The sequence below is a fragment of the Bacteroides sp. AF39-11AC genome, assembly GCF_003474285.1.
Classification (GTDB): domain Bacteria; phylum Bacteroidota; class Bacteroidia; order Bacteroidales; family Bacteroidaceae; genus Bacteroides.
The window spans coordinates 265,543-290,936 of record NZ_QROH01000005.1; the positions used below are offsets into that span (position 1 = coordinate 265,543).

Genomic DNA, 25,394 nt, shown 5'->3' on the forward strand with positions numbered 1-25,394 from the left:
CCAGAGCTTTGAGAGTCGAGTTTTCAAAGCTCTGGATAAACTTCAGGTTGGGCGGTATTACGATATTATCTCCTCTGTTATTCCGTCCCAGCAGGAACTATTTATTAAGTTCTGTTGCTGTTATATCGAGCGACACCCGGAATACGAATTTAATGATGATTACACACAAATATGGAGGAAAGAAAGCTATGAACAATGGAAGATGGCAGCCGCACGAAGACCAGTTCGTAAGAGACAACGCTAATAAGATGACTCCAGAGCAGATGTCTGAGGTTCTGAATCGTTCACCTTTGGCCGTACAATTGTATATGCATCGGAAACATATTGTTGTTGGCCAGACAGTCAAAAGAAACCTGGTACAAGAGATGCTCCGGATTAAGTTCCGGCATCCGGAGAACTTTATGCCAACCCGCACTTTTTATCGTGAAGTTGGCATAAATCAAATGCGTTGGTGGGATATTTTTCACGGACGCAAAAATATTAATCAACAAGAGTATCTCGCGCTATCCAACTACTTTGGAATTACCTTAGAAGAAGCCTTTGCAGCGCGTCAACTCTGTATATTTGAAGAAGAAAGCAATGATTGACGAAGAATTAAAACAGCGTATTAAGGAGGCAAACGAAATAGTCGATGTTATTGGCCAGTTCGTTTCTCTACGTAAAAAAGGCATTAATTATTTGGGGATATGTCCCTTTCATCCGGATAAACACCCTTCTATGGTCGTCAGTCCCTCAAGGCAAACTTATAAATGTTTTGTCTGCGGCAAAGGTGGAGATGTTCTTCAGTTTGTTCAGGATCATGAGGGGATGTCTTTCAATGAAGCTCTTACCTGGCTGGCCCATCGTGTCGGAATAGAGCTTCCACAGCGTGTCATGACAGATGATGAGATGGCTAAAGCTAAGGAACGTGAGTCGCAGCGCATTGCTTTGAAAGGAGCAACAGCCTTTTTTCAGAAACATCTTCCGGATGCGCAATCCTACCTTTACTCACGTGGGTATAAACTTGACAATGGAATACTGCAGGATTTTAAAATCGGTTATGCCCCGGAAGGCAATATTGCCAAGAAAGAACTTCTTGAAGCTGGCTTTACCCAGCAGAGACTTCTCGAAGTTGGTGTTCTGGGCGAATCGGAGAAAGGGTTTATCTACGATGTCTTTCGTGATCGCATCATGTTCCCGTTCTTTGACCTGAAAGGAAACATTGTCGGATATTCTGGCCGTTATATTACTCCCCAGGAAAAAAGTGGGAAATACATTAATACAGGGGATACCCCTCTTTTCAAAAAAGGACTTCACTTATTCGGACTGTACCAGGCACGTGATGCTATCTCTCGATATGACAATGTTTATCTGGTCGAAGGCCAGTTCGATGTTCTTTCCATGCACGATGTAGGTGTTCGCAATACCATTGCCGGCAGCGGTACTGCCTTAACTCCTGAACAAATCCAGCTCATCGGACGCTTTACCAAGAAAGTCACTCTGATATATGATTCTGATACTGCAGGAATCAATGCTTCTCTTAAAAATTGCGAGGCATTGCTTGCTGCAGGTTTCCAGGTGAGTGCTGTTCCTCTTCCTAATGGGCAAGATCCGGATGATCTTGCAAGGGAGAAGAAAACAGATACCGGGAAGTGGATCATGAACCATCAAATGCATTTTGTCCGCTACTTTGCCCCATTATTGCGTGGTGATAATCCGGTAGAGGACCCGAATAAAGAAGAAGAGGCCATGCAAACCCTCTGTGAACTTGTTTCGGTAATTCCTTCAGAAACCCTCCGTCTTAAATGTATTGAAGCAATAGCCAACCTTTTTGACACCAATACTGAAGTGATCCAACGAAAGGTAAATGAGACTTTACGTAAAAAGAAGACAGCTTCGATCAAAGAAAAAGACCTGATGCAGCCTGGCATATATGGTATTGAAATGCTTTCAGAAACTCGCTCCGGAAACGAACCTTGCATTCTTACTTCAGATTATCAGGAATTTCTCACTTTATATGGAGACGAACCTATAGTATATGTTCATGGCATTCCGGGAATGAACGATATCCAATTACTCCGTCAAGCCGGCCAAATGTTTACTACAGATAGTGATGGCCTTACAATTTCTAAAGATGGGACAGAAGCCGATTATTTGGCTGCATTAGCTACAATGTTTCGTGGAGGTATATCCAACATCACTGTGACGGTTGAAAGGACAGCGGAACCCGACGATGAAGACGAGATTATAGATGACGAAGACCTGGAAGATGAAGATAATGTGATCGAGGCCTATAACTTTGCAAAATTTTATGTCTATCAGCATAAGCTATTCTTCAAAAATTTCATAGGAGAGCGTTCGCCTTATATTGAACGTTGTGCCGAGATTATAAGCTATGCTGATGATTCTGTACGTATAATCAATTACTCATACTTCTGTGGCTGTTTGGGACTGATAAAACAGGCTCTGACTGAAATTCTAAAGCCATATCTGGCCAAGCGTAAATCTCGTATGGCCATCAATGCTCAGCGTACAGATGATGATTATGTGGAGGAGAGCTATGATCCTGATGAACTTCCCCGATATGTCCAGGACAATCCGGAATACATGCAGATGTTTAATCAATGTAATTTCTATCCAAAGCTGAATAAGCAGGGAGAACCGGTCTGTTACCTTTTTAAGCAAGAAAAATCAGGTCATACGATGGTAGGCGACTTTTTTATGACTCCTTTGCTACATATTTATTCTGATAACGACGAAGATAACAAGCGTGTCATTAAAATAAATCGACGCTACTACAAAACCCCTCTTTACATAGAGGTTCCCTCCAAAGCTCTTGTTAAGAAGAGCACCATTGAGGAAAAACTAATCATGTTGGAAGCTGTCAATTTCACCAACGGTGAAGAGAAGCATTGGACCAAGATTCGCGAATATATGAGCCGTCACTATGTGAAGTGTACCGAAGTTGTTACTTATGGTAATCAGCAAGAAGACGGTTTTTCTCGCCGCGAGGATCAGCAATTTTTCGCTTTTGCCAATGGTATCTTCCATATAGTCGATGGTCTTGCTCGCTTTGATCCCGTTAATGAGCTCGGAGTCGTCACTCACCATAAGGAGAACTATTATTTGCCGGCATTTTCTACAATTTACGCAGGTTCTGGCCGGAAAACTGATAAATACGAGCTTATTTCTCAACTTGTATATAAAGAAATTCCTGCAGATAAAAGATGCTCATTTGAAGAGTGGGCTTCCCTGATGGATCGCGTATATAAGATTAATGACAATGGAAAATGGGCTCTTATTTATGCTATAATGTGTGCTTTCCGAAGCAATATTCACTGTATCGACCGTCTTTTTACCGCTCCCTTTTTTATGGGGCCTATGTCATCGGGAAAAACACAAATAGCGATATCCATCCGCTCCTTGTTCATTTCCCCTAATATTTCTATATTTAATCTGAATACCGGAACTCTGCCAGCTCTCTCTTCATTGCTTTCTTCTTTCAGGGATGTTCCTGTCGTTCTTGACGAGTATAACAATAAGGATATCAATGACCAGATGTTCCAATATCTAAAACAGTCTGTTTATGATGGAGAAGGCCGTCAGAAAAGGAAAGCAAATCAGGGTAAAGATATAGAAATAGAAAAGGTTTTTGCACCGGTAGTTATTTGTGGGCAGGAAACGCCTCAGAGAGACGACAATGCTCTTATGTCCCGTATCATTGTTTGTGAGGTTCCCAAAGCAAAGAATCGCACACCGGAAGAGATTGAGCTTTTCAATAAGCTGAAGGAGATTGAGGATCCATCAAAGAGGGGCCTTTCGAATGTACTTTTCGAGGTTCTTCAGCTGCGTCCCTTGGTTATGCAACATTTCCGGATGCTTAAGCAAAAAGCTTATGATGAACTGAAGAAGGAGCTGATGAATTCCGGAGAGATCGATCGTCTGATGAAAACGGCTTCATTATTTTTAGCAACATGTAATCTAATTGAAAATTATACAGATATGAAATTACCATTCACTTACAAAGATTTTTTCAAAATCGCATGCAACAAGATTAAGTTCCAGGTTGAACTGATTTCTAAAACCGACAAGTTGGCCAGCTTCTTCAAAGCAATGGATGTTATGATCGATTCCAAGGCAATAAAGGAAGGCCGGGATTTTGCCATCGACACGCCGGAACGGTTTACGATCAAACTTCCTGGAGGGGAGAAAAGGGAAATACCTATTCCTGCAGGAACTCGCGTATTGTTTCTACGTCTCAGCACCATTTATACGCAATACGCTCGATCATCGTACAACCAGGAAGATTCGACTCAATCTACCATCGAGCAGAACCTACGTTCGCATCCCAGTTACATTGGATTGGTGCATGCCCGCCGCTTTAATTGGTATGATGTAGTCGAAGTTCCACGCGGTGGCTTTGAGGAGAATATTCCCAATGAAACAGGCATACCTATTAAACTGAATAATGATATGGTTCGTAAGATGGAGAAGAGAAGTACTAATTCAAGCTGTATAGCTATCAATTACGAACTTTTCAGAGAATTGTATGATATTGACTTGCAGCGCAATCCGGAGGAGGATATCCCGACTGCTAATCCGGACAATGATCCTTTGGGAGTTGCTGATGCACCTCAACCCCTTGTTCTTTAGTGAGACAAATTCTATTCTAAACTCTCAAGCAATTATTCCCGGTGGCCACCCCATTGGGAATAATTGCTTTTTATATTCTGATTTGCGGACATTTCGTCGAATTCATCTAAACCAATGTTATACTATCTATCTTTCTCAAATCCCCCAGACCCCCTGAAACAAAAAAGAAAGCAAAGGAGGCAAAGTTTTGAAAAGAAAACTTTTCAGAAATACCGTCCAACAGTCCAACCGTCCAACAAGGAAAAACATTTTAAAATGTAACTCCCTGTTGTATAGTAGTATATATTTTCTTTTTAATTATATATATACTACATAGGTGTTGTTTTGTAGGACGCTGTTGGACGTGTTGGATTGACCGTTTTCAACCATCCAACATTCGGCATCCAACAAAAAAGAGAAATAACGCAGTTTGTTGGACGTGTTGGACGTCCTCCAACACTATTTTTCTTTTGGTAAATTTGTGTAACTAAATAATAATCAGTAACTTTAATAATCCTGTTGGACGGTTGGACGGTAGGATGAGAAAATGAACAAAAACTATTTCAAAAATATATTTAGAGGAAACAGCCATGATTACAACGAGCATTATGATTACACCTTACCTTGCTGAATATCTGCGTGGAAAATATAATAATGGCGCAGATGAACCCATTAGAATTCCTGACAATACAGATTTGTATCACGTTATTTGGACCCTGATGGCTCGTCGTCATCAGAATCAATCTCCGGTGGATAATGGCAATCTTACTATTGTTCTCCCAGACCGACGGATAGGAAAGGACCCACAAGTCTATAATTACCTTTCTCCACGAGCTGCCAAGGTCATAGAGAATGAAGTACGTCGTATGTTCAATCGTGACCTTCACACCGCTATGGATGAGAATGACTTGAACGGTCATGAGCTTAACAACCTCGATATCGTTCATAAATTCCTGTGTTCCTACTGTATTGACAGCATTACTGAAGATGCCTTGCTAAAAAACTTCTATCGGTGGCGGGAAAACATTCGAAAAAGAAAAAGACGTCGAGAGTATAAAAAGAAGTTAAAAAGGGGATGAAAAATCACCTACCGAACTATGCATTTTGTCCCAAAATGGCGGACAAAATGTCCTATGTGTGGCGAACTTATTGAATATCAAATAAATATAATCATTATGAGAGAATTATCCATCCAACTCAATGTATATCCCATCGCCAAGATGCGTCAGGATATCTATCGTTTCATTGCCGATGAATTTACTTTTTCGCCGGTACCGGAAGATTCCGAAGCCGGCAGATGCTACAATTGTAATAAAGAGATTACAGTCGATCTTCCACCAGCTGACGTTATCCGTGATTTTTCTTCGGGCAAGTTTGCCATTATAGAATTTCGGGATACCCGGTACCGGAAGTTCAGTATTGGGGATAATAAGATACCAGCCATCGTATACATTTCTCCGAATCTTAACTCCGCTACGCTGAAAATTGAGTGTAAAATGCTCAAATCGCCTCTCCTGTAGCGTCCTTCACCCCCTTCTGCAAGCTGCTTATCTTCGCTGAAAAGATATGCAATGAACAGAACTTTTCTCCGACAGCTTCTTCTATCAAACACTCAACAGCTTCTCATCTCGGCAGAAGGCTTCACTTCTGCCATGATGGATGCTTTCCCTTTGATAGCAAATGACACACCCACACCATCGGCTTTCTTCTTCGATGATGATCCGCCTACATATAAAGACTTGGCAGATAAAGCCCTTGCTAAAATCCAGCAACAACTGCATGCACTTTCCGAGTTCCAAGAAGTAACCCTTACCAGTGATTTTTCTTCCAATGAACTTCCTGAAGGTAGTATCGCCTACCATCGTATCTGGGGTTTTATCACTGCTGATAGTCGTTGGTATTTCTCTTCCAAGCAATTTGAACGGGATATCCTGGATGCTGAAGCTAATCCGGCTATTTCTTGCCACTTCATTCATGCCAACTCACCAGGTGGTGAAGCCTGGTATCTTGATAGACTCAGCGAGACCATGCGTTCGTTGAATAAGCCCATCATAACCCTTGTAGAGCAATGCGATTGCTCTGCCTGTTATTACATCACTTGCCATTCCAATGTTATCGCCGCACTTACAGCCAATGAAGTAATTGGCTGTATAGGTACAATGGTCGAGACCTATGACTTTAGCGGCTATTATGAAAAGCTCGGCATTAAAATCATTAGGCAAACCGCTGATAAATCAGACCTCAAGAATAAGAAGTACAACGACATGCGTGCTGGAAAACCGGAGCAATATGTCAAAGATGTGCTGAACCCGCTCACTGAGCAGTTCCTGAACGAAGTCCGTACAAGCCGTCCAGAACTGGGTGAGCTCCCGGAAGACGATCCTGTCTTCCGGGGCGAGACCTTCGATACAACTCATGCCATCGAAAAGAAACTCATTGATGGATCCATGACCTTCTTCGAAGCCGTTGCCAGCGCTGTAGACCTTGGCCGGAACTACACCAACTTGGAAACAATCAAAAAGAACGCTCTCAACTATTTATAACTTAATTTTTTCATTCACATGAATATTAAAGAAAGAATTCAGACCGTCCTGCAGAAATTGAAGCTGCTGGACAAAGCAAAAGCCAATCAGCTGACTGACGAAGAATGGAAACAGATTGTTGACTCTTATCAGAAAGAGTATCAATCAACTCTTCAGGATGACTTAGCCGCCGACATGGCAGCTCATGCTGCTACAAATACTCCTATCACTCAAGAGCAGATGGATCAGGTACAAGGCATTTTGGATAGTATTGTTAATCCAAACCAGAATGCAACTCAAGATGGAGAAGAAAAGCCGGTAGTACAGACTACTCAAACTCCGGCAACCGGTACTGACATTGTACAACTTGCTCAAGCCGTACAAGGCTTGGTCAACACGATGCAAAATAGTGCCACTGAAGATCGTCCCATTCAGACGGTAACCGCTACTACTGCCAGTTTCACAGGTCCTGCAGATCGCACGAAGTTCTTGTTTGGTATCGAAAATTCTATGTTTTCCATGACCGATCGTTGGAACCGTATTGCTGCTAATCCGGCAGCTGCAGCTTCTTTTGGAGCTTGGGATGAAGATACAGAAGGCGCTTCTTTCCGTAAACAGGCTGTAGCTTTCTCTCGCTCGTTGCAAAAACGCTATGCCTATTTGCACGCCAATGGCATGCTCGATGCCAAGAAATTGGCTGCCGGTGAATTTGGAACTAATTACGAAGGCGTTAATACTGCCGGAGTCGGTAACCAATTTGTAGTTCTCCGCCAAGATGCCTTGATTGCTCGTGTTCTCACGAAACGTGACCTCACTCAGTACTTCCCTGTACGCTACGGCATTCAGGATCATGACCTCGTATTCAACGCTTTCTTCTCTGAAGTTTCCCAGGCCTACCAGCAAGGTGAAATCTGGAAGGGTGACATGAAGCTCGAAAACGAGATGGGACATGTTGATGATGCTATGATCAAACTCAAGTTCGGTCCAATGAAGGAACTGGAGCGCATGTACATCGGTTACTTAAACAAAGAGGGTTCTGATCCGATCAAGTGGAACATGATCGAGTTCTGCATCCTTAATTCCTTAGAAACCGCCCAGGTTGAGCAAAACAAACGCCGTATGCGTGGTATCTATGTAAAACCGGAGACAGGCGTTGCAGGTAGCTATCTGAATGCTTCTACAGGTGTTATTTACACATTACTCCGCTACATTCATGAGTTTAAGATTCTTCCTCATGATGATGAAGCTTATCGTGGATATACCGATGCCGATATGTTGGATGCTGTTCAGGATTTTGTTGCCGACATCATTACTTCCTGCACGGAAGATATGGACATTGACAACCATGTTCTGTACCTGAACAAAACCCATCAGCCTTGGTGGATCAAGAACGTTCGTGCCAAATATGGTAAGGATATCGACTTTACCGGACCAGACAGTTATAAGTATGTTGTTCCTGATACGAACGTACACATCATTTGGCTTCCATATCTTGGCCAGCTTCCTCTCATGTTTATGGATGTGCCCGGAAACATTCAGTTCCTGGAATACGTACCGGGTGAAATGCTGTCTATCAAGGTTAAAGAAGACATGGAACTTGTAAAAGCCTGGTCTACTTGGAAAGAAGGTTGTTCGGCTTCATTTACCGGCCGTCGTTTCGACAGCCTGGATAAACTTAAAGCAAACAACTACGAATGGCAGCAAATCTTCATGAATAAACCTGCTGTTGACATGGAGGCTGATGCCACCGCCGTAGATGCTTCCAAAGGTTTCTGGCAAATCACTGTAGCCAATACTGCAGCCAAAGCCATTACCGATATCACTAATGCCAAAGCCGGTGTCGCTTATATCATCGAGTGTGGATCAACCGAAAATGCAACCACCATTGCCAAAGCCGGTAAGTTTGCCGATATCACTGAGGCGTATACACCTACTAAGGTCGGTGACTACATTATGCTGATCTTGAACAGCAAAGGAAACTTCCTGGAACTCGAACGCCAAGTAGCCGGTGTCCGCAAGGTGAACGCTGCACTGCAGCCTAACATTCCAGGTGTAAGATAACCTTTGTTAGTCTGGTAATTAATTGTTTTTAGGTGACAGGGGCGGGTTATTGGCCCGCCCTTTTCTTTTTAACCCATCATTTTATTTAATATGAAAGCAAAGAAAATTTCAAATCCTTTTCGCAAAGGAAACCAAGCGGCTCGCAAAATGCAGCTCCGCTTCTTTCTCTCACTGATGACGTTGATTGCATTCGCCTTCGTTATCGGAATGTTTCTGGATCCTTCCTCTTCTCCCTTCTGCCTCTCAGGTTTCACCGGCACTTCATTCGCCGCCATGATGGCTATCGGTGACGTTGGAGATGTCTCCGACCGACAAACTCATGGCTCGAATATAGCATATAAGGTCTATTTGATTGAAATCTCCCAAATCAACCCAGATGTAACTTTTCCGAAGCCTAATGCAAGTAGGGAAATAGGTACTTTACCTATGAAGACCGGACAATATATGAAGTATTTTGAGGCCCATGATATACCTACATATACATCAACGGGTGAAAAAGGTGATATCACCACCAGTGGAGAGAATAATTTCGTAATGATTATGGGAGGTATGCGCGACCAACTTCTCACTTTTATTGAAGAACATGCCGGTGGCAAATTCATTGTCATATTCAAAGAAGTAGGAGAGGAGCAATGGTATATTCTCGGCAATTATGATCGACCAATGGTACTGTCTTCTTATGAGTCCAAAAATGATAAAGATGGCCGCTATGTAACTTTCACATTCAAACGTACCAGCATAGATCAATATTACAAGTACGCTGGCGATATTATCCGTGTTCCTGCAGCCAAGCATGCGGCTGACTCAGCAACCTTGGCGATATCTCCTCAGAACAACCGGTACGAAATCCCGAACGGATCCGCAGCGACTTATGCCATCAATGCGATATCAGGCCTCACAGCCAATGATAAAGGTCGCTACATAACTCTTGAAGGTACCGGTACTGACAAAGCTGCCACTATTGCCGATGGTACAGCCTTCACTCTCGAAGATGGTGCCACCTGGACGGCCAAGGCCGGTTCCTCCATCACATTCCGAGTTATGGACCCGGCTACACTCGTAGAAGTCCAAGGAACGCGTGTTCAGACAGCTTAATCATCATTAACAGGCTAACCGACTGATAAAATTCAGTTGAGTTAGCTTGTTTCAAATCCAACAAGCTATGTATAATTTCAAAGAAAAGAAACTTCATTTTAATGCCCTCCGCAATCCGGATGCTGCAGTATATGACCTTGAACTGTTGCGACAAGTTCGTCCCTGGCTTCCTCAACTGAGAACTTATACTCGCGATCCGAAAAGATATGCGAGTGAAATCCTCTATTCTCTCCTGGATCTGACGACTCGAGAAAGCATTCGTGCCTTTCGTCGTAAAAAGTTAGATGAGCTGAAAGCTGCTACTGAAGTTCCTGGTACCGCTGCCGGGGATACACCTTCAGACGAAATCACCGCTACAGATAGTGATACTTCAGCCTCTGATGAGACTACCGGTACCACTGACGAAAATACTCCAGAATCAGTAAAAATAGAGGCTTTGGAACAATCCCTTGAGGAAGCCGAAGAAAGAGCAGAAGAGGCCGAGCAACGTGCCGAAGAAGCGGAAGAGGCTCAGGAAGAAGCTGAAACTCGAGCTGAAGAAGCCGAACAAGCCCTGGATACCGAGAAAAAAAAAGAGCAGCCCAAAGCAGCTCCAGCAAAGTCCAAAAGCACGAGGAGTACCCGCAAATCGACTGGGACAACCTCTTCGATCCGCAAGTCCAAATAGCCACACTCATCTACAACGATCGTGTGGTCACTTGGAAACAAATGAAGCAGCTCGACGAAAGCCTGGATAAGAAACCGGTCAAACGTGACATCATGGACATGGTGGAACTCCGGATCCGAAACTTGCAGGCTTTCGATGAGCTGCAATCGTTCAACGACACTGGGAAGTTCCTCTACATTCATCCGCTCATAACTCATCAGTCAGAGAGAGCGCAACTGACGAAGTTACTGAAGACGGATCCGCACGAGTTTCTACGCTTGCACAAGAATGTAGCGGATAACATCCGCAGATACGAATCTTACCTGAAGCGAACCGATCGGCAGACTCGGCGCTCTCAGGACAAAGAGAACCTCCGCCGCCATCGTGAACGTGAGGCCCTATTCAAAGCAATATTGCAAGATATAAGCCATTCCGAACTGCTTAATAATCCCTCTTAACGCTCCCTTTTGCAGTAGAATACAGATATGCCAACCAGCACTCATGCCAACTGTGTTCCTTTGCCTTGTCAATTTGCAAAACGACAAAGTAATATTAATCATTAAAAACATCAATCGCATGAGTGTAAACTATTCCCTCGCTCTGATGAGCAGTAAACCAGGTAATAAATCAGCCGCAAAACTTTATTATGCCAAAGCGCAAGCCAATGGTGAAATAACCATGGACGAAATGGCCGAAGATATTGCCTACGCCACATCCCTGACGGATGGAGATGCTTTGAATACTATCCGTGCCCTCATCAAGCAAATCAACAAGAATCTGGCGGCAGGCAAGATTGTCCGTCTCGAAAATTTCGGCAGTTTCCAACTCCAACTGTCCAGCAAAGGAGCCAAAAATGAAAAAGAGTTCACCCCCAACAACATCACGGCAGCCAACGTCCAGTTCCGCCCGGGAAAGCCGATTAAAGCAGCAACCCGTGCCGGAGACGGAGGCCTTACCTTCAAGCGTGTGCCTAAGTTAGGAGAAACTTCCCAAACAGATGGAAATGGTTCCGGTTCGGACGGAGGCATAGAGGAGAACCCTTTGGGATAAATTACTTATAGGTAGTCAGCCAACTGCCTGTAAGTAAATCTCCCGCTACCTATAGGTAAACGTCCTATTGTCTATAGGTAGTTTCAAGTAATTTAGTAGCCATAAATCTCAAAGCAAAATATACGAATAATGAAAGCAATCTACATGAGCGACCTCGCTCAAGCCTACTTCCCGCGAAGTACCCCTCGCAGTGCCAGTATTCAGTTACACCGATGGATAGAACTGAATACAGAGTTGAAATCGGAACTCGAAACCCTGCACTTCAAGCCCCGACAACGGGCGCTCACCCCCATACAACACGAAACTATACTTCGACATTTGGGAGAACCGGGAGAGTAAAGAAGATGAAGCGGAATAGAAATATTCCGCTTTTTTTTGTCATATCAAAATAAATCTGCACTTTTGCATTGCCCCTCAAATTTAGTGATAAAAATACTGAAAAACAGGACATGAATCCCTTTTCAAAACGTAATCCGTAAAATCGGGTTGAGGTTACACTAAATACCTTTGGGCACGTTTTGATAAGGGATTCGCCATATATTTAGAATGGAATATTTGGATTTTACTTCTTTAGTAGCAGACATCAAAAATTTAAATGAACAACAGAACTACTGGATGGTGCGCACTATGGGCGGTGCATATTACAGAGAATTTGTGAAAGGAAATTATATTGCTGTTGGATATAATGATATTACACTTGCCGATTTGCACCATTTACCCCAAACTGATAATTCGGCTAAAGAAGCATTAAAAGTAATGTTTAATAATAGATATCCTGATATTCGAAATTCGGGTTATCCTGTTGCTCAAATATTACGATTTACGCGTGAAATTAAAGAGGGAGACGTTGTTATAATTCCCTCCAACGGAGCTTGCCATGTGGCTATAGGCATTATTACAGGGCAAATGTATGAAGAAGTACATCCACTTTTAGATGAAGAACATCATTGTGACTTCAAGAAAAGATGGCATGTAAATTGGAAACATGCTTGTCGCAGAGAGAGTTTGCCTCCAACTTTGCAATTAATGTTTAATTCCAGACATATCTTATCTGATGTAAAAGGGTATGCTCCTTATATAGATAGTGTTATACACGATTGTTATGTTAAAGAGGATATAATGCATTTAGTTCTAAGAATCAGAACTAGAAATGAAGTATCATTGGACGATTTTTGTGATTTGAAAGCAATATCATTGTTGATTGATGATTTTTGTCAAAAGCATCAAATGGAATGTGATGGCACATTAACAATGAAGATACAAATGGAATCACCAGGATGGCTGCGATTATCAACTAAAACTATCGGATTGCTATTCCTATTTGGCTTAATAACGGTTGCAATAACTGGAGGCGGTCTTCGGTATAAAAAAGGCGAAGGATTTGAATTATATACAAATGGAGTTGGTGGAGCTATCAATGATTATTTGGATAGAGAAGCTGACCGCGAATTAGTCAGAGCAGCAGCCAGAGCAATGGATTCATTGAAAATAAAATCTCCTGAAGATATGCAACCAATAATAGAAATTCTGAATGCTAAAAACGAAGGTAGACGCGATTATTAGTTATGCAGGGAAATAATAAAAAGGAATAAGCAAAAGGGCTACAATAATACCGATTATAACAATTCTATAATCGGTGTTTTTTTTGCAGGTCCAACTCCATGTAATGCAGCATACCACTCCTTGTAATAGCAACATTATACCAGTGCTGATTACAACAAAAGTACCCATAAAAGCTAATATATTTCTAAGCAAGTCAAACATGGTTTATTAGAATTTCACACCGCAAATATATTGATTAGATAATACAGAACTGCTATTTTTAACATAAAATAGATGTAGCGATATAATTTTTCTGCTTTCTTTTTGCTATTCCAAAAACTTTCCTCATATTTGCATTGCTGTACATTTTGACAAGGCGACGATGTTCGCCAACTTTGCCGTTGGCCTTTTTTGTGCCTATCGGTTATCATATAGTTCCGACCCCCGTGTGGAGTGCTTAATGGCCTCCCGGCCTTGTCAAGGTGTACAGCAGCGGGAAAGCGGAACTTTTTTTCTATTCCATATATGCTTTGGATACATAATCAGAAACTCCCTTTCCCGTCTTTCAAGATTTAACACATAAGTGTATAATCGACATATTGTTTCATTTTAAACTGCTGTAAGAAAATGAAAAATCAAAATCGACGCGCCCGCGGACGCTATGTATCCGCCGAGAAGGTCCAGCAAATGTTTGCTAACCTTGGTATTGAACTCTGTTCAGGTCGCAAGCGCATTCGCGCTACCCGTAGTGAAAAATCTATTATTATCTATGCCAATGGTGGCACGGTGAATATCTCCTTTAATGAGGAAGGAGGTCCAAAATGAGTAAAGACCCCAAATTCTCCATTATGAAATATGACTGGACGGATAATAACGGAGCATCAGAATGTATGTATGAGGTTGCTAAAATAGATACAGCCTTATTCATAGATGACCTTGAATTGGACGAACTGAAACTACTACGTGACTTCTTGACTGATTACATCACTGGAGAAGAGAAAGGAGGTCCCCAATGAATCCCAATATAAAAATGAATAAGGAACTGACTATTGAAGAATGGTCAATGGTTGCCCGGGCTGTTATGAGTTTAATTGTAACTTCCAACCTTTCCGAAATCCCCAATAATGATATGCAGCTTGTAAAATGGCTGACTGCATTTTGTTCCGATATTAATAAGGAAATCATAGAACTTTCTTTTCACCAATAATTCTCCAAATCCCCGTTACAGACTTTTGTAGCGGGGATTTGTCCTTCATTGTTCCTCTCTTATCATTTACTTTTGCCTGCATAATTAATGCAGTCCATGAAAAAGGAAACATCACCCACCCAGGAAAATGAGGCGGACACTTCGCCGCTTAGTCCGCAAGAAGCGGCACATGCCATAATGGAAGGACTCATCAAGAAAGCTGCCAGTGGTGATCTTGATGCCATTGTCCTGTTAAAAGAAACCATGCAAGAAGCAAAGTTAGAGAAACTTAGAAAAGAACTGTTCGGCGTATGACTCAACTCGACACCCTTGATAAGATACATCCGGACCTAATATCCGCTTTCCTCACTACCGGAAAGTGTGACGGAATTGCGCCCGATGTACAAATCTTTTTGAAGCAGCTTCAATGGGCTGCCGAAATCTATGAGTACGAACGTAACATAACTCGTGCAGCCAAGCAACTACGCCAACGCATCAATGCACAACAGCAGATAAACATTGATGAACGTACTTGCAAAGCCCGCATCTATGCTGCAATAAACTATTTCAGCATTGATAACAATGTATCTATCAAAGTATGGGAGTCCAACTATGCCGACAAGTACGAAGACTTAGCCAAGCTTTGTGCTGCAGCTGAAGACTATAAAACAATGGGCAAATGTTACTCCGCCGCCCTGGAGTGTCGTCGTCGTGCTTCCGAAATAGCTGAAGCTGATCGTGACTTGGGTATTGTTTTTCTTATCTCTCCAGAACTCAGTTCTGAAGACCTTGGATACAGCAAGGCCTCATTAAAAGAAATTGCAGCCAAGCATAACAAAGGTTTTTATCTCAATCTCATTGACAGCCTTCCTATTAAAAAAGTAGAGAAAAAACGTCTCCTTCGTGATGCTGATATCCAGGAGGCAGAATACGAAGAACTAAATGAGGAATAATATGGGAATAGAACTGTATAGCCAATCTTCAAGCTCTCTCTCATCTCCAGAGACAACCTTCGATGCGACTACGAGCTTCGAATCCTACTACATGAACCAGATGCAAATTTTGGCTAATGTAATCGATCCGAATAATCTATATGCTGAAGTTGCACGCGCCGGTGGCAAGACTGAAGGTATTACCGGTCCCCGCATTATTCGTGTGGCCAATGATATGCCCGGTGAACTTTCCTTCCTGGTACATAAGACCTACGTCGCTCTCATGACTAATGTTTGGCCCAACCTTCAGGCATACTTCTCCAAAGAAGTTACCGTTGGCGGAAAGGTACGCCCCATGCTTGAATACGGCATCGATTATGTAGTCGGTGAAGCCAAACTCCCTTCACACTTCCGCCGTCCCCGATATCCGATATCGTACCCCAAGCACAGCGTTGTTTTCCGTGATGGCCACCACATCCAATTAGTAAGTTCCGATCAACCGGAATCAGTCGCAGGCCGATCGGCTGTTCATGCAATCATCGAAGAAATGAAGCACAACAAGGGTGAAAAACTGAAAACCCGCTTGTTCCCTTCACTTCGTGGATCCAGTGCTGAAATCCGCCGCTCAACATATTACCAAGGTATCACCGGTGTATCTGATACCGCTCGTGTTGACTTGGGGGAGGACGATTGGTTTGAAGAATATGAGAAACACATGGACCATAAACTGCTTGAAGAAATAGCTACTGTTGCTCTTCATGTAAATGCCGCTATCTATCAGAAATACAGATTAATAAATTCACAGCGTGAGACAACCAATCCTGTTACTCTTGAGCACATCCGTCTCGAAATCATAAAGCAAGACCGCATCATTGCACTTTGGAAACCACGCCTGGCCGACATGCGTCGAAATGCAACTCTTTACATTCGCGCCAGTTCTTTCTGTAACAAGGATATTTTGGGTCCTAAATTCTTCAAAACCCAGCTCGAAACCCTCGATATGGATGAGTTCCTTACTTCTATTTGTGCCATTCGTCACAAAGAAGTAATTAACAAGTTCTTTGCTAATTACAACAAGGAAAAACATCAGTTTGCCGATAGCTATATTTACGAGTCCATCCTGAAACTTGACCTCCGGGAACACTTCATCCTCACGGCTCGTTACCTAAAGTATTACAGTAAGCACGATGAGCTTCTCGTTGGCTATGATCCCGGCCACTTTTCTTCCTTGACTGTTGCCCAGGAAAAAAACTATGGTCGCCAGCTCCGGATCCTAAAAGAGTTCTATTGCTGTTATCCAGATGAACAACCGGAACTCGCCCGCCAGTTCTATGAGTTCTTTGGTCCGGACTCCATAAACAAACGCATTATTCTATATCCCGACCGTGCCGGTAACAAACGTCGTGAAGAACTGGAGCAAATCACCACTGACAGCCGGGCACTAAAGCGTGAGCTTGAAAGTTATGGCTTCGAGGTTGAACTAATGAACGAGGGCCAGTCTACAATTTACTATTGGCAACAATTCAAACTGTTGCTACTTATTTTTGGTGGCCGCAGTAATGCCCTGCCGGAAATCTTGATAGATGAAAACGAGTGCAAAAACCTTTGCAGCTCTATCATGTTGTCACCACTGAAGAAAACAGAGGGCCGCATAGAGCTTGATAAATCATCAGAAAAGAAAGTACCGTTAAAGAACCAGGCCGGACTAACAACACAGCTCCCCAGCTCCTTAATTTACCTTCTTTTTGGCCGCTATGGAAACAAAGTGCAAAGCGAATTATCATCAATGCCGGATAATTTACCCGATAACTTTGCTATATAGTAGTTCTTTTTCACTCTAAAAATGTATCAGTAAAAGTATAATAATGGGACTGTTTGACATCCGAATAATATCTAATACTTTGGGAAATAGCCCTTTGCTTTTGAAAACTTAAAACGTATTTTTCTTGCAAGGCGCATACCTGCACGCACCGCTGAGTTTTCACTTTGCCGCTCACCCCCTCCCGAAAATTCCGAAAATATGACAAACCCCGGGTGCGTCCTTTTGGCGCACCCCGAAACCCACTACTTTCGGGCATGGAAATGACGATGACAGGTATTCAGGCGATGCAATGGGCTAAAGAGATCTCGAAGCTCCCTAATGGATGCTTCACCATTGCCTTCTTCCCATGCTCAAGGCATAGAGGGGAGGCAATACCTAATCTAACGGTTAAGGAAGGATGCAAATGGCGCACCCAACTTCCGGAAGAACGGTTCAGCATTGATAGTGATAACTTCTTCCTCTTCAGTGATGCAGATGGTGAGCCAAAGATGTGCTATCGCATACTAATCCGGTATATGGGCTTTCCACAAGATGGTTTCAAACTTCATAAAATAGATTGGCTATGAATAAAAGCAACCTTAAAATGGTAGGCAACTATGGTTGCTATCTTGACGACGATAATGTGATATCGTTTCAAATCGGTGATACACCGCTCTCGTCAGTGCTGGATCCTGATCCTATGTTTCCGGTACTTAATAATAGTAACTTTCCGGATATACAATGGCAGAGTATCCAGGGATTTCAAGTCTGCAGTCGTGGCTTCAACAATCTGAAGTGCGAAGAGATCGCCTCAGATATCAAGAAGAATCGACTACTTCCTCGCTTAATAACCAAGCAGGTTAATATGTTGTATGGGCATGGGCTTAGCGTGTACAAGCCTACGATTGTCGATGGCAAATTGCAGAAAGAATGGGTTGATTGCCCTACTGTCACCGATTGGCTTAATAGCTGGAAGGATCGTGGTCTCGAATCGGATCATAAAGAGGTTGCCAAATCTATCATTAAGAACTACTACTATTTCCGTGATTTCTTTGTAAAATGGCGATTTACAATAGGGAAGGGTAGAGGAGTACTCCCTGTTGCCGGTCTTGAAATAATGGAAAATAAGCATTGCCGGCTGGCGACAACAAAGAAGGATGTTGCCACCGATGTAGTCTATTATAAGGATTTCCGGCATATAGCGGTAGGGAGATGGGGCTACGGAACTTCAACTTTCCGTATCTATCCTAAATTCAATCCGTCAGAGGTCGGTAATTACAAGTTTGCGGCGATATCACACCATCGTGAAAAATCCGTTGATGAGTTCTACGGGGTGAATGAAACACATGCCGGAACGAAATCGTATATCAAAGGCTCCAATGATACCGCCGATTATATAAACTCGTTCCTCCGCAACTCTCTGGCCGCTAAAATTCATATAATTATCCCTAATGCCTGGCTTGAGTCGAAACGTATCCAAATCACCAAGCTCTGTGATGAGAATAAGCGACGCAGAAAAAACAATGAGGAACTTTTAAAATATAATGATATTGAGATTGGTACAGAATTCAAAGAATCGACGTTAATCAAATATTTGCAGTCGGAACTCCGCAAAATATCCCGCTATCTTTCCGGAGCGGATAACCAGGGAAAAGCCTATGCAACTATCAGCTTTAAAAACAGCCAAGGCGAGGAAGAACGTTGGAAAATAGAAACTGTCGATTTGAAATATAAAGAATATATCGACGCCCTGATATCCTACGATAAACGTGCCGATGAAGTCTTACTCTCCAGTGTGGGCCTTGATTCTTCAATTTCGAGCGTCAGCAAAGATGGAGTTATTTCCAAATCGGGTGCTGATGCATATTACAACTATCTGATCTACATTATGTCGCTCACCTCTGAAGACGAAATTTGTACAGAGCCATTTAACCAGGCTCTGCAGATAAACTTTCCCGATTTATACAGTCAGGGATATCGCCTTGGCTTCTATCGTGAAGTTCCGGCCCGCCAAGAAGAAGTATCACCCAAAGATAGACTTAATAAGCAACAGTCATGACAATATTACAAGAACTATTTCCTACCATCGCGGAGTTTCGCAAATACGCTCCGTATGCCGAAAGTAATATTACTTTCGATCAGCTCAACTCATCAGCAGTTTCAGCCAAAAAGATGATGATTATTATACTAACGAAAGATGTCTATTCTGAGATTGTGAAGGTTGATGGAGAGCTAAAGGAAGCCTTATGTATGGCTATGGCCAATTTGACAATGGCAAAGCAGCTCATATTCGATATCGTTTCTAAGCGTAAAAATGATGTCGATATCTACAAGCATGAGCAGGAAACCATGCGTCGCTCATTTATTGAAAACTACTTCAATGCGATGGATACAGTAATCCAGTTACTCGATACTGAAGATAAATTCCCTTCCTGGAAAGAAACCCGCTACAAGAAACTTCTTGATGGACTTAGAATTCAAAGTACCGAAGATTTCGATATGCTATACTCCATTGACCTCTCTTATCTCTTTTTCTTCCGGACAATACCTATTCAGAAAGAAGCTCTGGACGATGGCCTATCCGCCTACTTTGAACGAGCAGAAGGTAAAGAGGATGTATTGCGGATGCTTCATCGATGCCTGGCCAAACAAACCATTGCCATTGCACTCCGACGTTTTGATATCATTGAGTTTCCGCCTACGATCCGGAGCCTGTTCGATGATTCCAAAGCAAGTCGATCCGGAAAAGATGAGCAGGAACGCATGCTTGCTTTATCCGCTTCATTAATGGATGAAGTGAAACAGGAATTAGCCAATATCGACCTGATACTCACTTCGGATTCTTCCGGATCCGTTGATACTAACACTTCTTTTAACCGTCCTGATGACATAATATTAGTGATGCCATGCTAAATCCTACCATTGACTTTATGGCGAAAGGAGTTCAATATAGCATTCCTAATACCTGGGAAAGCCTTACTCCATATCTTTTCCGATCACTGATCCATGATATATCCTTGATGGCCCAAGGCAAACTCTCGATTGCTATGGTCCGCGTGAACTATGTCTGTCGTGTTATGGGGTGGCAACTCAAAAAAATAAAGGACTCTGATGGATTGGCTAACTTAACCTGGCTGGCCGAGCAAGTAACATTTCCATTCACAATTATCTATCCGGATAACGATGCTGCTCTTCAGGATCTCGATCCTGAAACACGAAAGTTATGTAAGCGCATTCCTCCACATCGCCTAACAGGCATCACCATTGCCAGATATCTGAGTAAGCAGCCTTATAACTATGCTGTTGACTCATGCTTTTGTAAACAGCAGATCCCGGCAATTCGCATCGATGACGACGAGCTGTATTCAGCCTATAATATAGATACCTCGTTCAACCGGCTCACTTGCTCTTTGACAGCTCTTCAGTTTATCGAGGCTCGCTCCCTAATCGGCGGATCACTGGATCAACTTCCACTTCTGGCCGCTATCCTTTACTATCCGGAGCAGTACTCTTCTGATGGAGCTCATGCCCTTGCACACAAGTTTGTAAATCTGCCGACGGATGAGTTGACGGCTATCGCCTTTAACTTTCAGGCATTCGTTAATTATCTATTTACCAAAACCGAATTCAAGTTACTTACAGAGGCTAAGAATACCAAAGAGTCTGCCATTTCTACCGGTGCTCTTGAGTCTCTGTATAACTTGAGTTCTGATGGTCTTGGCGACGTTTATACCGTCGAGCGAATGAATATTCTCCAATACTTGACCATTCTTCGTAAGAAACTCATTGATACCGTCCGAAGCCTTCACTCAGCTAAGATGGAAAAGATAGACATTGCGAATGAAACCGGCTTACCCATTTACATAATAAATGATATACTATGATTCTGAAATTATTAAAGTACTTCGCTCAATACCCTCAGAAAGAAGGGGTGATCTCTATGTTTAGCAATGGGGCAAGCCAGTTCCCACAGTACTCCGCTCTGCTTGAGTACGTGAAAGGACTTCCGGCACCGCTCATGCCAGCACTTGAGAATCTTGTTTTCGGTCAATCATACGATGATGTAAAAAGGCGTGTGAATGATATCACGGGTAATTATCTCTTCATTGATTTTGGAGAATTCTCCTCGTCCCGGGATTCCCGAAACTCCATTTTAGACCAACAGAAGCTGGCGGCTACTATCGCCATGAAGCTCACCGACTCAGCCGATATGATCGAAGTCGCCCTTGCCTCGGATATCACCTTATCCCTTCTTGCATCTCTCCGGAAGAAACTCATCCTGGACTCTCGTGCGGAAAATTGCCCTTGGCTGGATAAGATATCCGATAATCACGATATCGTTCCTTTTGTTTCTCCGGAGTTTAAATCCATAGGCTGGACACTCATGTTCAGTTCCTCAGCAGCTGATCTTTTCGAAGTGAAGATACCACAATAAATGTCCTTTATTCGTTGCTGAGAACACTATACTTTTGAAATAAAAAGAACGCTATGGAACTTTTTCTTAGATCAATTTTAGACCATTTGTGCCATATATTTTCCACTTTCTACGGTTGGTTAGTGGCCTTATTACTTCTTATCTTCAATTTTTTTGCACCTGCCTATTATCCTTTTCTTATAGTATTTATCCTCATCTTGGTAGATTTAGGTTGGGGAATTGCAGTTTCACTGAAAAAGGGAGATTTTGCTTACTCGGAAGCTGGGCGTGAAACCTGCATCAAAATTGCAATATACGGATGTTGTTTAGGTTCGGTCTATATGATTGAACACATGTTCCATCCAGGCATCACCATCACTTCTGTTGCTGCGGCTGTAGCCGGAGCCTGCGAAGTTTGGAGTTTTAGTGCGTCCATGCTTATCATATACCCAAAGATGCCTTTCTTACGTATATTCCGTGCGCAACTTCGTGGGGAAATGGAGAAAAAATTAGGACGGAGTATTAATACATTTTTAAAATAAAAATATATGAAGCATTTCACAATTGCGGAATTATGCCGCTCAAACACAGCAGATCGATTTGGAATTGACAATCGATGCAAAAAAGAACATGTTGCGAACCTCACACAATTGGTGGAACATGTACTGGATCCACTAAGGGAGGCCTATGGGAAACCAATTACAATTAATAGTGGTTTCCGTAGTGAAGCATTGAATCGTAAAATCGGTGGTTCAGCCACCAGCGATCACATGAAAGGAATGGCCGCAGATATCACAGGTGGCAATCCCAACGAAAACCGCCGTTTATTCTACCTCATTCAGGAACTTGGATTACCGTTTGATCAACTCATCGATGAGAAGAATTTTTCTTGGGTCCACGTTAGTTATCGAGGGGCTACCAATCGAAACCAGATTCTGAAACTTTAAGATAGTGTAATCATGAATTTTGTTCATAATATATTGATTGTGTTGTTTATCTTACTCCTGATCGTGGGCTGTCGAAGTTCGCGATCAGGAACCTCACATTCCGATGTCCAAACTACCCACCTCAAAGAAACCCGGAAAGATTCCATAGACTTCAATGCAAAGTTTGCCCGCTACCTGCATGAGCAAGAATCTAACCTCGCCGTCCGGATCGTGGAGTACTTCCCTCCGGAACCTGGTGACACTGCTTCACATGGTCCGGTCAAATCTGTAACCGATATCGATCTATCTTCCAAAAGCAAGTCCGATTCCACAATCAGTCAGAAGCAGTTTATCGCCAGTTCCGATACCACCTCGGAGCAATCTCATGAAATAGTAAAGGCAGAAACGACCTATCAAGTGAAAGCCCAGTCTTGGTACGAGCCCTTCATTCCCTACCTTATTTTAATCCTCCTGGCTACCATTATTTATTACTTCCGTCGCAAAAACTAATCACTTTTTAGCTCAAGCTAAACAAAGCTAAGTAGCTGATAATAAAGAAGATATTACTACGTTGTGTGCGTTAATAGTGTTACCTTAGCTGTACAATAATAAAGGTAAATCATTATGAACGAACAAGTTACAAACATTCTCAATCAGAACATAACGAAGACAGCGAAAATACAACAGCTCCTTCTTTTAGGTTTAACCCGCCGCCAGGTAGCCGACTTGGTAACCAACGGAAACTACGGTTTCGTGCAAAACGTTTACAAAAAAATGCTTGAGGCAGGCACTTTTAACCATCAACCTGCATCTGCAATTCTTTCTGAAATAGACTACACTTTTAACCGCCGCTTCGGCATCGAGATTGAAGCCTATAACTGCGATAAACATCACCTCGCCTGCGAGCTTCGCGAGGCCGGAATCAACGTAGTAGTTGAGGGTTACAACCATGACACGCGCGACCATTGGAAGCTTGTAACAGACGCCAGCCTTAGCGGAAACAACACTTTCGAGTTGGTAAGCCCGATACTGCAAGGAGAGGCCGGACTACAGGAGTTACAAAAAGTTTGCTGGGTACTTGAGTATTGCAATGTAAAAGTGAATAACAGCTGCGGCCTACACATCCACATGGACGCTGCAGACTTTACCATCGAGACTTGGCGCAACTTGGCAATAACCTACCGCCGCCTCGAGCCGGTAATCGACGGATTTATGCCGAGCAACCGCCGCAATAATATCTACTGCAAAACTCTTTCCAATATATCTGAAAGTCGCATTCGGGAGGCCCAAAACATCACACAGCTACGCTCAGTCTTTGGAAACGCCCGCTACCACAAGCTGAACCTCGAAGCCTACGCCCGCCACCGCACAGTTGAATTTCGCCAACATGGCGGTACCACCAACTTCACAAAAATGGAGAATTGGATACGCTTTGCCGCAAACATGATTACCTTTGCACAACAAGGCATGGTTAACGCAGGATGCCAACTATCAAGCATTCCTTTTTTAACCGCTGACCAAAAAATATTTTTCAAACTCAGAACTAAAAAGTTAGCATAATAATGACAATAACCTACATTTTGCAGGACGGCGGTAAAATTACCGCCACCTGCGCCGCCGATTTTGTAACCAAGTTACGCGAAAGCAGCCGCTTCGATAGTGAATGTACCGACCAGGAATACATGTACCATTTTACCGACCGATTTCACGATCAGACCGGCCATGTGATCCGAGCCGATTCCCCAGAACACTTTTTGGAGGATTTGTCTACTTATGGTTACGTAAATGTTAAATAATCAATCTAATAACATTTTTGTTATTGAATTAATTGGATGCTAATAATAAAAATGTTATTTTTGCATTGTCATTAAGACAAGAGATCTCAATGAGTAATGACAAAGAGCTAAAGGCTCGGATAAAAGAGCTGGAAGAAGACCTGCAATTTTATCTCCGCAGACATCATCAACTGTCTTCAAGAAGCAGGAACATGAAAGCGGTGGTTGAAGCAGAAATCAAACGACTCGAAGAGGAAATCAAGAGTTTGGGTGGTAAGCTGTATTGACCAGAAGGAAAACCGCCCTTGTTGGCCACAAGGGCGGGATTCCTTTCGTTGGACTTAAAACTTTGTTATATGGATAAAACTGAACGTTTTTTTGAGTTGAAAGAGCTTTGGAAAAAAAGTGATGAAGCCCATCGTGTTGAAATTGACAAAGAAATTTCGGAATTGCTGGAATCAATGGATACAGAAGATGATGAAAGGCTTTTGGAAGGCGTCAAACAAGACTTTGCAAATATCCACAATAAATTAGAGGATGTTCGGCAAGAAGTATTGCGTGATAAAATGAAAGAAGTATTGCCAGCAATATCCGTCTCATACATTGCCCGTAAATACTTCGGTAAATCCTCTTCTTGGTTTTATCAACGCCTCAATGGTAACAAAGTAAATGGCAAAGAAGCTACTTTTACTCCTAATGAATTGAGTACATTGTCTGCTGCATTAAATGATATAGGAAAGAAATTAAGCGCTATGAGTGCTGTATTGTAACAATGCATCCTGGAAAGGAGCATCGTTTTTAAAAACACCAAAATTTGAGGGTAAAGTTCGTAT

General features: G+C 42.6%; 30 protein-coding genes. All 30 read left to right on the forward strand.

All coding sequences use genetic code 11. The features are described from left to right. The first annotated feature begins 8 nt into the window (after positions 1-8). The 30 genes from DW036_RS12280 to DW036_RS12430 all read left to right on the forward strand — a co-directional run bounded on the left by DW036_RS12280 (position 9) and on the right by DW036_RS12430 (position 25,331). Positions 9-587, forward strand: a complete 579-nt coding sequence (locus tag DW036_RS12280) for a hypothetical protein (protein ID WP_316242758.1) — start codon at positions 9-11, stop codon at positions 585-587. Then, entirely contained in the window at positions 565-4,632 is a 4,068-nt protein-coding gene (gene dnaG, locus DW036_RS12285) for a DNA primase (protein WP_233560409.1), read from the forward strand. The genes DW036_RS12280 and dnaG overlap by 23 nt, the downstream gene beginning before the upstream one ends. 569 nt (positions 4,633-5,201) lie before the next feature. Beyond that, positions 5,202-5,690, forward strand: coding sequence for a hypothetical protein (locus DW036_RS12290; protein WP_061438343.1), 489 nt, complete (start codon positions 5,202-5,204; stop codon positions 5,688-5,690). Positions 5,691-5,786: 96 nt separating this feature from the next. After that, positions 5,787-6,131: a hypothetical protein gene (locus DW036_RS12295; protein ID WP_233560411.1), complete on the forward strand. Its 345-nt coding sequence runs from the start codon at positions 5,787-5,789 to the stop codon at positions 6,129-6,131. A gap of 51 nt (positions 6,132-6,182) precedes the next feature. Further along, the gene (locus DW036_RS12300) at positions 6,183-7,154 is read left to right on the forward strand and encodes a S49 family peptidase (protein ID WP_118464648.1); all 972 of its coding nucleotides are present in this window, start codon (positions 6,183-6,185) and stop codon (positions 7,152-7,154) included. 18 nt (positions 7,155-7,172) lie between these two features. Next, positions 7,173-9,194, forward strand: a complete 2,022-nt coding sequence (locus DW036_RS12305) for a hypothetical protein (RefSeq protein ID WP_118464649.1) — start codon at positions 7,173-7,175, stop codon at positions 9,192-9,194. A 90-nt stretch (positions 9,195-9,284) separates the two neighbouring features. Further along, a complete protein-coding gene (locus DW036_RS12310; protein ID WP_061438339.1) occupies positions 9,285-10,289 on the forward strand; it encodes a hypothetical protein in 1,005 nt (334 codons plus the stop codon). Positions 10,290-10,356: 67 nt separating this feature from the next. Next, positions 10,357-10,956: a hypothetical protein gene (locus DW036_RS12315; RefSeq protein WP_118464650.1), complete on the forward strand. Its 600-nt coding sequence runs from the start codon at positions 10,357-10,359 to the stop codon at positions 10,954-10,956. 41 nt (positions 10,957-10,997) lie between these two features. Beyond that, positions 10,998-11,393 carry a hypothetical protein gene (locus tag DW036_RS12320; RefSeq protein WP_118464651.1) on the forward strand — a complete coding sequence of 132 codons (396 nt, stop codon included), beginning with the start codon at positions 10,998-11,000 and terminating at the stop codon, positions 11,391-11,393. A gap of 118 nt (positions 11,394-11,511) precedes the next feature. Beyond that, entirely contained in the window at positions 11,512-11,985 is a 474-nt protein-coding gene (locus DW036_RS12325; RefSeq protein WP_118464652.1) for an HU family DNA-binding protein, read from the forward strand. A gap of 129 nt (positions 11,986-12,114) precedes the next feature. Next, positions 12,115-12,324 carry a DUF4248 domain-containing protein gene (locus tag DW036_RS12330; RefSeq protein WP_118464653.1) on the forward strand — a complete coding sequence of 70 codons (210 nt, stop codon included), beginning with the start codon at positions 12,115-12,117 and terminating at the stop codon, positions 12,322-12,324. 207 nt (positions 12,325-12,531) lie between these two features. Beyond that, positions 12,532-13,548 (forward strand): hypothetical protein, encoded by a 1,017-nt coding sequence (locus DW036_RS12335; RefSeq protein WP_118464654.1) that lies wholly within the window; start codon positions 12,532-12,534, stop codon positions 13,546-13,548. 606 nt (positions 13,549-14,154) lie between these two features. Next, a complete protein-coding gene (locus DW036_RS12340) occupies positions 14,155-14,352 on the forward strand; it encodes a hypothetical protein (RefSeq protein WP_118464655.1) in 198 nt (65 codons plus the stop codon). Continuing rightward, entirely contained in the window at positions 14,349-14,543 is a 195-nt protein-coding gene (locus DW036_RS12345) for a hypothetical protein (RefSeq protein WP_118464656.1), read from the forward strand. The genes DW036_RS12340 and DW036_RS12345 overlap by 4 nt, the downstream gene beginning before the upstream one ends. Beyond that, complete coding sequence (locus DW036_RS12350) at positions 14,540-14,734, forward strand: hypothetical protein (RefSeq protein WP_118464657.1); 195 nt, start codon at positions 14,540-14,542, stop codon at positions 14,732-14,734. The genes DW036_RS12345 and DW036_RS12350 overlap by 4 nt, the downstream gene beginning before the upstream one ends. Positions 14,735-14,830: 96 nt before the next feature. Then, the gene (locus tag DW036_RS12355; protein WP_147401478.1) at positions 14,831-15,028 is read left to right on the forward strand and encodes a hypothetical protein; all 198 of its coding nucleotides are present in this window, start codon (positions 14,831-14,833) and stop codon (positions 15,026-15,028) included. After that, positions 15,025-15,666: a hypothetical protein gene (locus DW036_RS12360; protein WP_118464659.1), complete on the forward strand. Its 642-nt coding sequence runs from the start codon at positions 15,025-15,027 to the stop codon at positions 15,664-15,666. Before DW036_RS12355 ends, DW036_RS12360 begins: the two co-directional genes overlap by 4 nt. 1 nt (position 15,667) lies before the next feature. Then, positions 15,668-17,467 carry a hypothetical protein gene (locus DW036_RS12365; RefSeq protein WP_233560412.1) on the forward strand — a complete coding sequence of 600 codons (1,800 nt, stop codon included), beginning with the start codon at positions 15,668-15,670 and terminating at the stop codon, positions 17,465-17,467. 254 nt (positions 17,468-17,721) lie between these two features. Further along, positions 17,722-18,033, forward strand: coding sequence for a hypothetical protein (locus tag DW036_RS12375; RefSeq protein WP_118464662.1), 312 nt, complete (start codon positions 17,722-17,724; stop codon positions 18,031-18,033). Further along, positions 18,030-19,505: a hypothetical protein gene (locus DW036_RS12380; protein WP_118464663.1), complete on the forward strand. Its 1,476-nt coding sequence runs from the start codon at positions 18,030-18,032 to the stop codon at positions 19,503-19,505. Before DW036_RS12375 ends, DW036_RS12380 begins: the two co-directional genes overlap by 4 nt. Beyond that, positions 19,502-20,359 (forward strand): hypothetical protein, encoded by an 858-nt coding sequence (locus tag DW036_RS12385; RefSeq protein WP_061438331.1) that lies wholly within the window; start codon positions 19,502-19,504, stop codon positions 20,357-20,359. Before DW036_RS12380 ends, DW036_RS12385 begins: the two co-directional genes overlap by 4 nt. 17 nt (positions 20,360-20,376) lie before the next feature. Beyond that, positions 20,377-21,330, forward strand: coding sequence for a hypothetical protein (locus tag DW036_RS12390; protein WP_233560414.1), 954 nt, complete (start codon positions 20,377-20,379; stop codon positions 21,328-21,330). A 56-nt stretch (positions 21,331-21,386) separates the two neighbouring features. Continuing rightward, positions 21,387-21,881, forward strand: coding sequence for a hypothetical protein (locus DW036_RS12395; RefSeq protein WP_233560416.1), 495 nt, complete (start codon positions 21,387-21,389; stop codon positions 21,879-21,881). Between the two features lie 53 nt (positions 21,882-21,934). After that, entirely contained in the window at positions 21,935-22,402 is a 468-nt protein-coding gene (locus DW036_RS12400) for a hypothetical protein (protein WP_118464666.1), read from the forward strand. Positions 22,403-22,408: 6 nt separating this feature from the next. Continuing rightward, positions 22,409-22,807, forward strand: coding sequence for a D-Ala-D-Ala carboxypeptidase family metallohydrolase (locus DW036_RS12405; protein ID WP_118464667.1), 399 nt, complete (start codon positions 22,409-22,411; stop codon positions 22,805-22,807). A 63-nt stretch (positions 22,808-22,870) separates the two neighbouring features. Beyond that, positions 22,871-23,296 carry a hypothetical protein gene (locus DW036_RS12410; protein WP_147401480.1) on the forward strand — a complete coding sequence of 142 codons (426 nt, stop codon included), beginning with the start codon at positions 22,871-22,873 and terminating at the stop codon, positions 23,294-23,296. A gap of 114 nt (positions 23,297-23,410) precedes the next feature. Beyond that, the gene (locus DW036_RS12415; protein WP_118464669.1) at positions 23,411-24,346 is read left to right on the forward strand and encodes an amidoligase family protein; all 936 of its coding nucleotides are present in this window, start codon (positions 23,411-23,413) and stop codon (positions 24,344-24,346) included. A 2-nt stretch (positions 24,347-24,348) separates the two neighbouring features. Further along, positions 24,349-24,582, forward strand: coding sequence for a hypothetical protein (locus DW036_RS12420; RefSeq protein ID WP_118464670.1), 234 nt, complete (start codon positions 24,349-24,351; stop codon positions 24,580-24,582). Positions 24,583-24,671: 89 nt separating this feature from the next. Continuing rightward, positions 24,672-24,848, forward strand: a complete 177-nt coding sequence (locus tag DW036_RS25760; RefSeq protein WP_165361029.1) for a hypothetical protein — start codon at positions 24,672-24,674, stop codon at positions 24,846-24,848. Positions 24,849-24,917: 69 nt separating this feature from the next. Continuing rightward, entirely contained in the window at positions 24,918-25,331 is a 414-nt protein-coding gene (locus DW036_RS12430; protein ID WP_118464672.1) for a DUF5053 domain-containing protein, read from the forward strand. Positions 25,332-25,394 lie beyond the last annotated feature (63 nt).

Coding starts and splice junctions, on each gene's coding strand:
- DW036_RS12330 (WP_118464653.1), top strand. CDS start 12,115: ATGAAAGCAATCTACATGAGCGACCTCGCTCAAGCCTACTTCCCGCGA.
- DW036_RS12400 (WP_118464666.1), top strand. CDS start 21,935: ATGGAACTTTTTCTTAGATCAATTTTAGACCATTTGTGCCATATATTT.
- DW036_RS12325 (WP_118464652.1), top strand. CDS start 11,512: ATGAGTGTAAACTATTCCCTCGCTCTGATGAGCAGTAAACCAGGTAAT.
- DW036_RS12415 (WP_118464669.1), top strand. CDS start 23,411: ATGAACGAACAAGTTACAAACATTCTCAATCAGAACATAACGAAGACA.
- DW036_RS12420 (WP_118464670.1), top strand. CDS start 24,349: ATGACAATAACCTACATTTTGCAGGACGGCGGTAAAATTACCGCCACC.
- DW036_RS12300 (WP_118464648.1), top strand. CDS start 6,183: ATGAACAGAACTTTTCTCCGACAGCTTCTTCTATCAAACACTCAACAG.
- DW036_RS12350 (WP_118464657.1), top strand. CDS start 14,540: ATGAATCCCAATATAAAAATGAATAAGGAACTGACTATTGAAGAATGG.
- DW036_RS12305 (WP_118464649.1), top strand. CDS start 7,173: ATGAATATTAAAGAAAGAATTCAGACCGTCCTGCAGAAATTGAAGCTG.
- DW036_RS12310 (WP_061438339.1), top strand. CDS start 9,285: ATGAAAGCAAAGAAAATTTCAAATCCTTTTCGCAAAGGAAACCAAGCG.
- DW036_RS12355 (WP_147401478.1), top strand. CDS start 14,831: ATGAAAAAGGAAACATCACCCACCCAGGAAAATGAGGCGGACACTTCG.
- DW036_RS12335 (WP_118464654.1), top strand. CDS start 12,532: ATGGAATATTTGGATTTTACTTCTTTAGTAGCAGACATCAAAAATTTA.
- DW036_RS12385 (WP_061438331.1), top strand. CDS start 19,502: ATGACAATATTACAAGAACTATTTCCTACCATCGCGGAGTTTCGCAAA.
- DW036_RS12345 (WP_118464656.1), top strand. CDS start 14,349: ATGAGTAAAGACCCCAAATTCTCCATTATGAAATATGACTGGACGGAT.
- DW036_RS12380 (WP_118464663.1), top strand. CDS start 18,030: ATGAATAAAAGCAACCTTAAAATGGTAGGCAACTATGGTTGCTATCTT.
- DW036_RS12290 (WP_061438343.1), top strand. CDS start 5,202: ATGATTACAACGAGCATTATGATTACACCTTACCTTGCTGAATATCTG.
- DW036_RS12375 (WP_118464662.1), top strand. CDS start 17,722: ATGGAAATGACGATGACAGGTATTCAGGCGATGCAATGGGCTAAAGAG.
- DW036_RS12395 (WP_233560416.1), top strand. CDS start 21,387: ATGTTTAGCAATGGGGCAAGCCAGTTCCCACAGTACTCCGCTCTGCTT.
- DW036_RS25760 (WP_165361029.1), top strand. CDS start 24,672: ATGAGTAATGACAAAGAGCTAAAGGCTCGGATAAAAGAGCTGGAAGAA.
- DW036_RS12295 (WP_233560411.1), top strand. CDS start 5,787: ATGAGAGAATTATCCATCCAACTCAATGTATATCCCATCGCCAAGATG.
- DW036_RS12405 (WP_118464667.1), top strand. CDS start 22,409: ATGAAGCATTTCACAATTGCGGAATTATGCCGCTCAAACACAGCAGAT.
- DW036_RS12390 (WP_233560414.1), top strand. CDS start 20,377: ATGGCGAAAGGAGTTCAATATAGCATTCCTAATACCTGGGAAAGCCTT.
- DW036_RS12315 (WP_118464650.1), top strand. CDS start 10,357: ATGTATAATTTCAAAGAAAAGAAACTTCATTTTAATGCCCTCCGCAAT.
- DW036_RS12430 (WP_118464672.1), top strand. CDS start 24,918: ATGGATAAAACTGAACGTTTTTTTGAGTTGAAAGAGCTTTGGAAAAAA.
- DW036_RS12365 (WP_233560412.1), top strand. CDS start 15,668: ATGGGAATAGAACTGTATAGCCAATCTTCAAGCTCTCTCTCATCTCCA.
- DW036_RS12340 (WP_118464655.1), top strand. CDS start 14,155: ATGAAAAATCAAAATCGACGCGCCCGCGGACGCTATGTATCCGCCGAG.
- DW036_RS12360 (WP_118464659.1), top strand. CDS start 15,025: ATGACTCAACTCGACACCCTTGATAAGATACATCCGGACCTAATATCC.
- DW036_RS12320 (WP_118464651.1), top strand. CDS start 10,998: ATGAAGCAGCTCGACGAAAGCCTGGATAAGAAACCGGTCAAACGTGAC.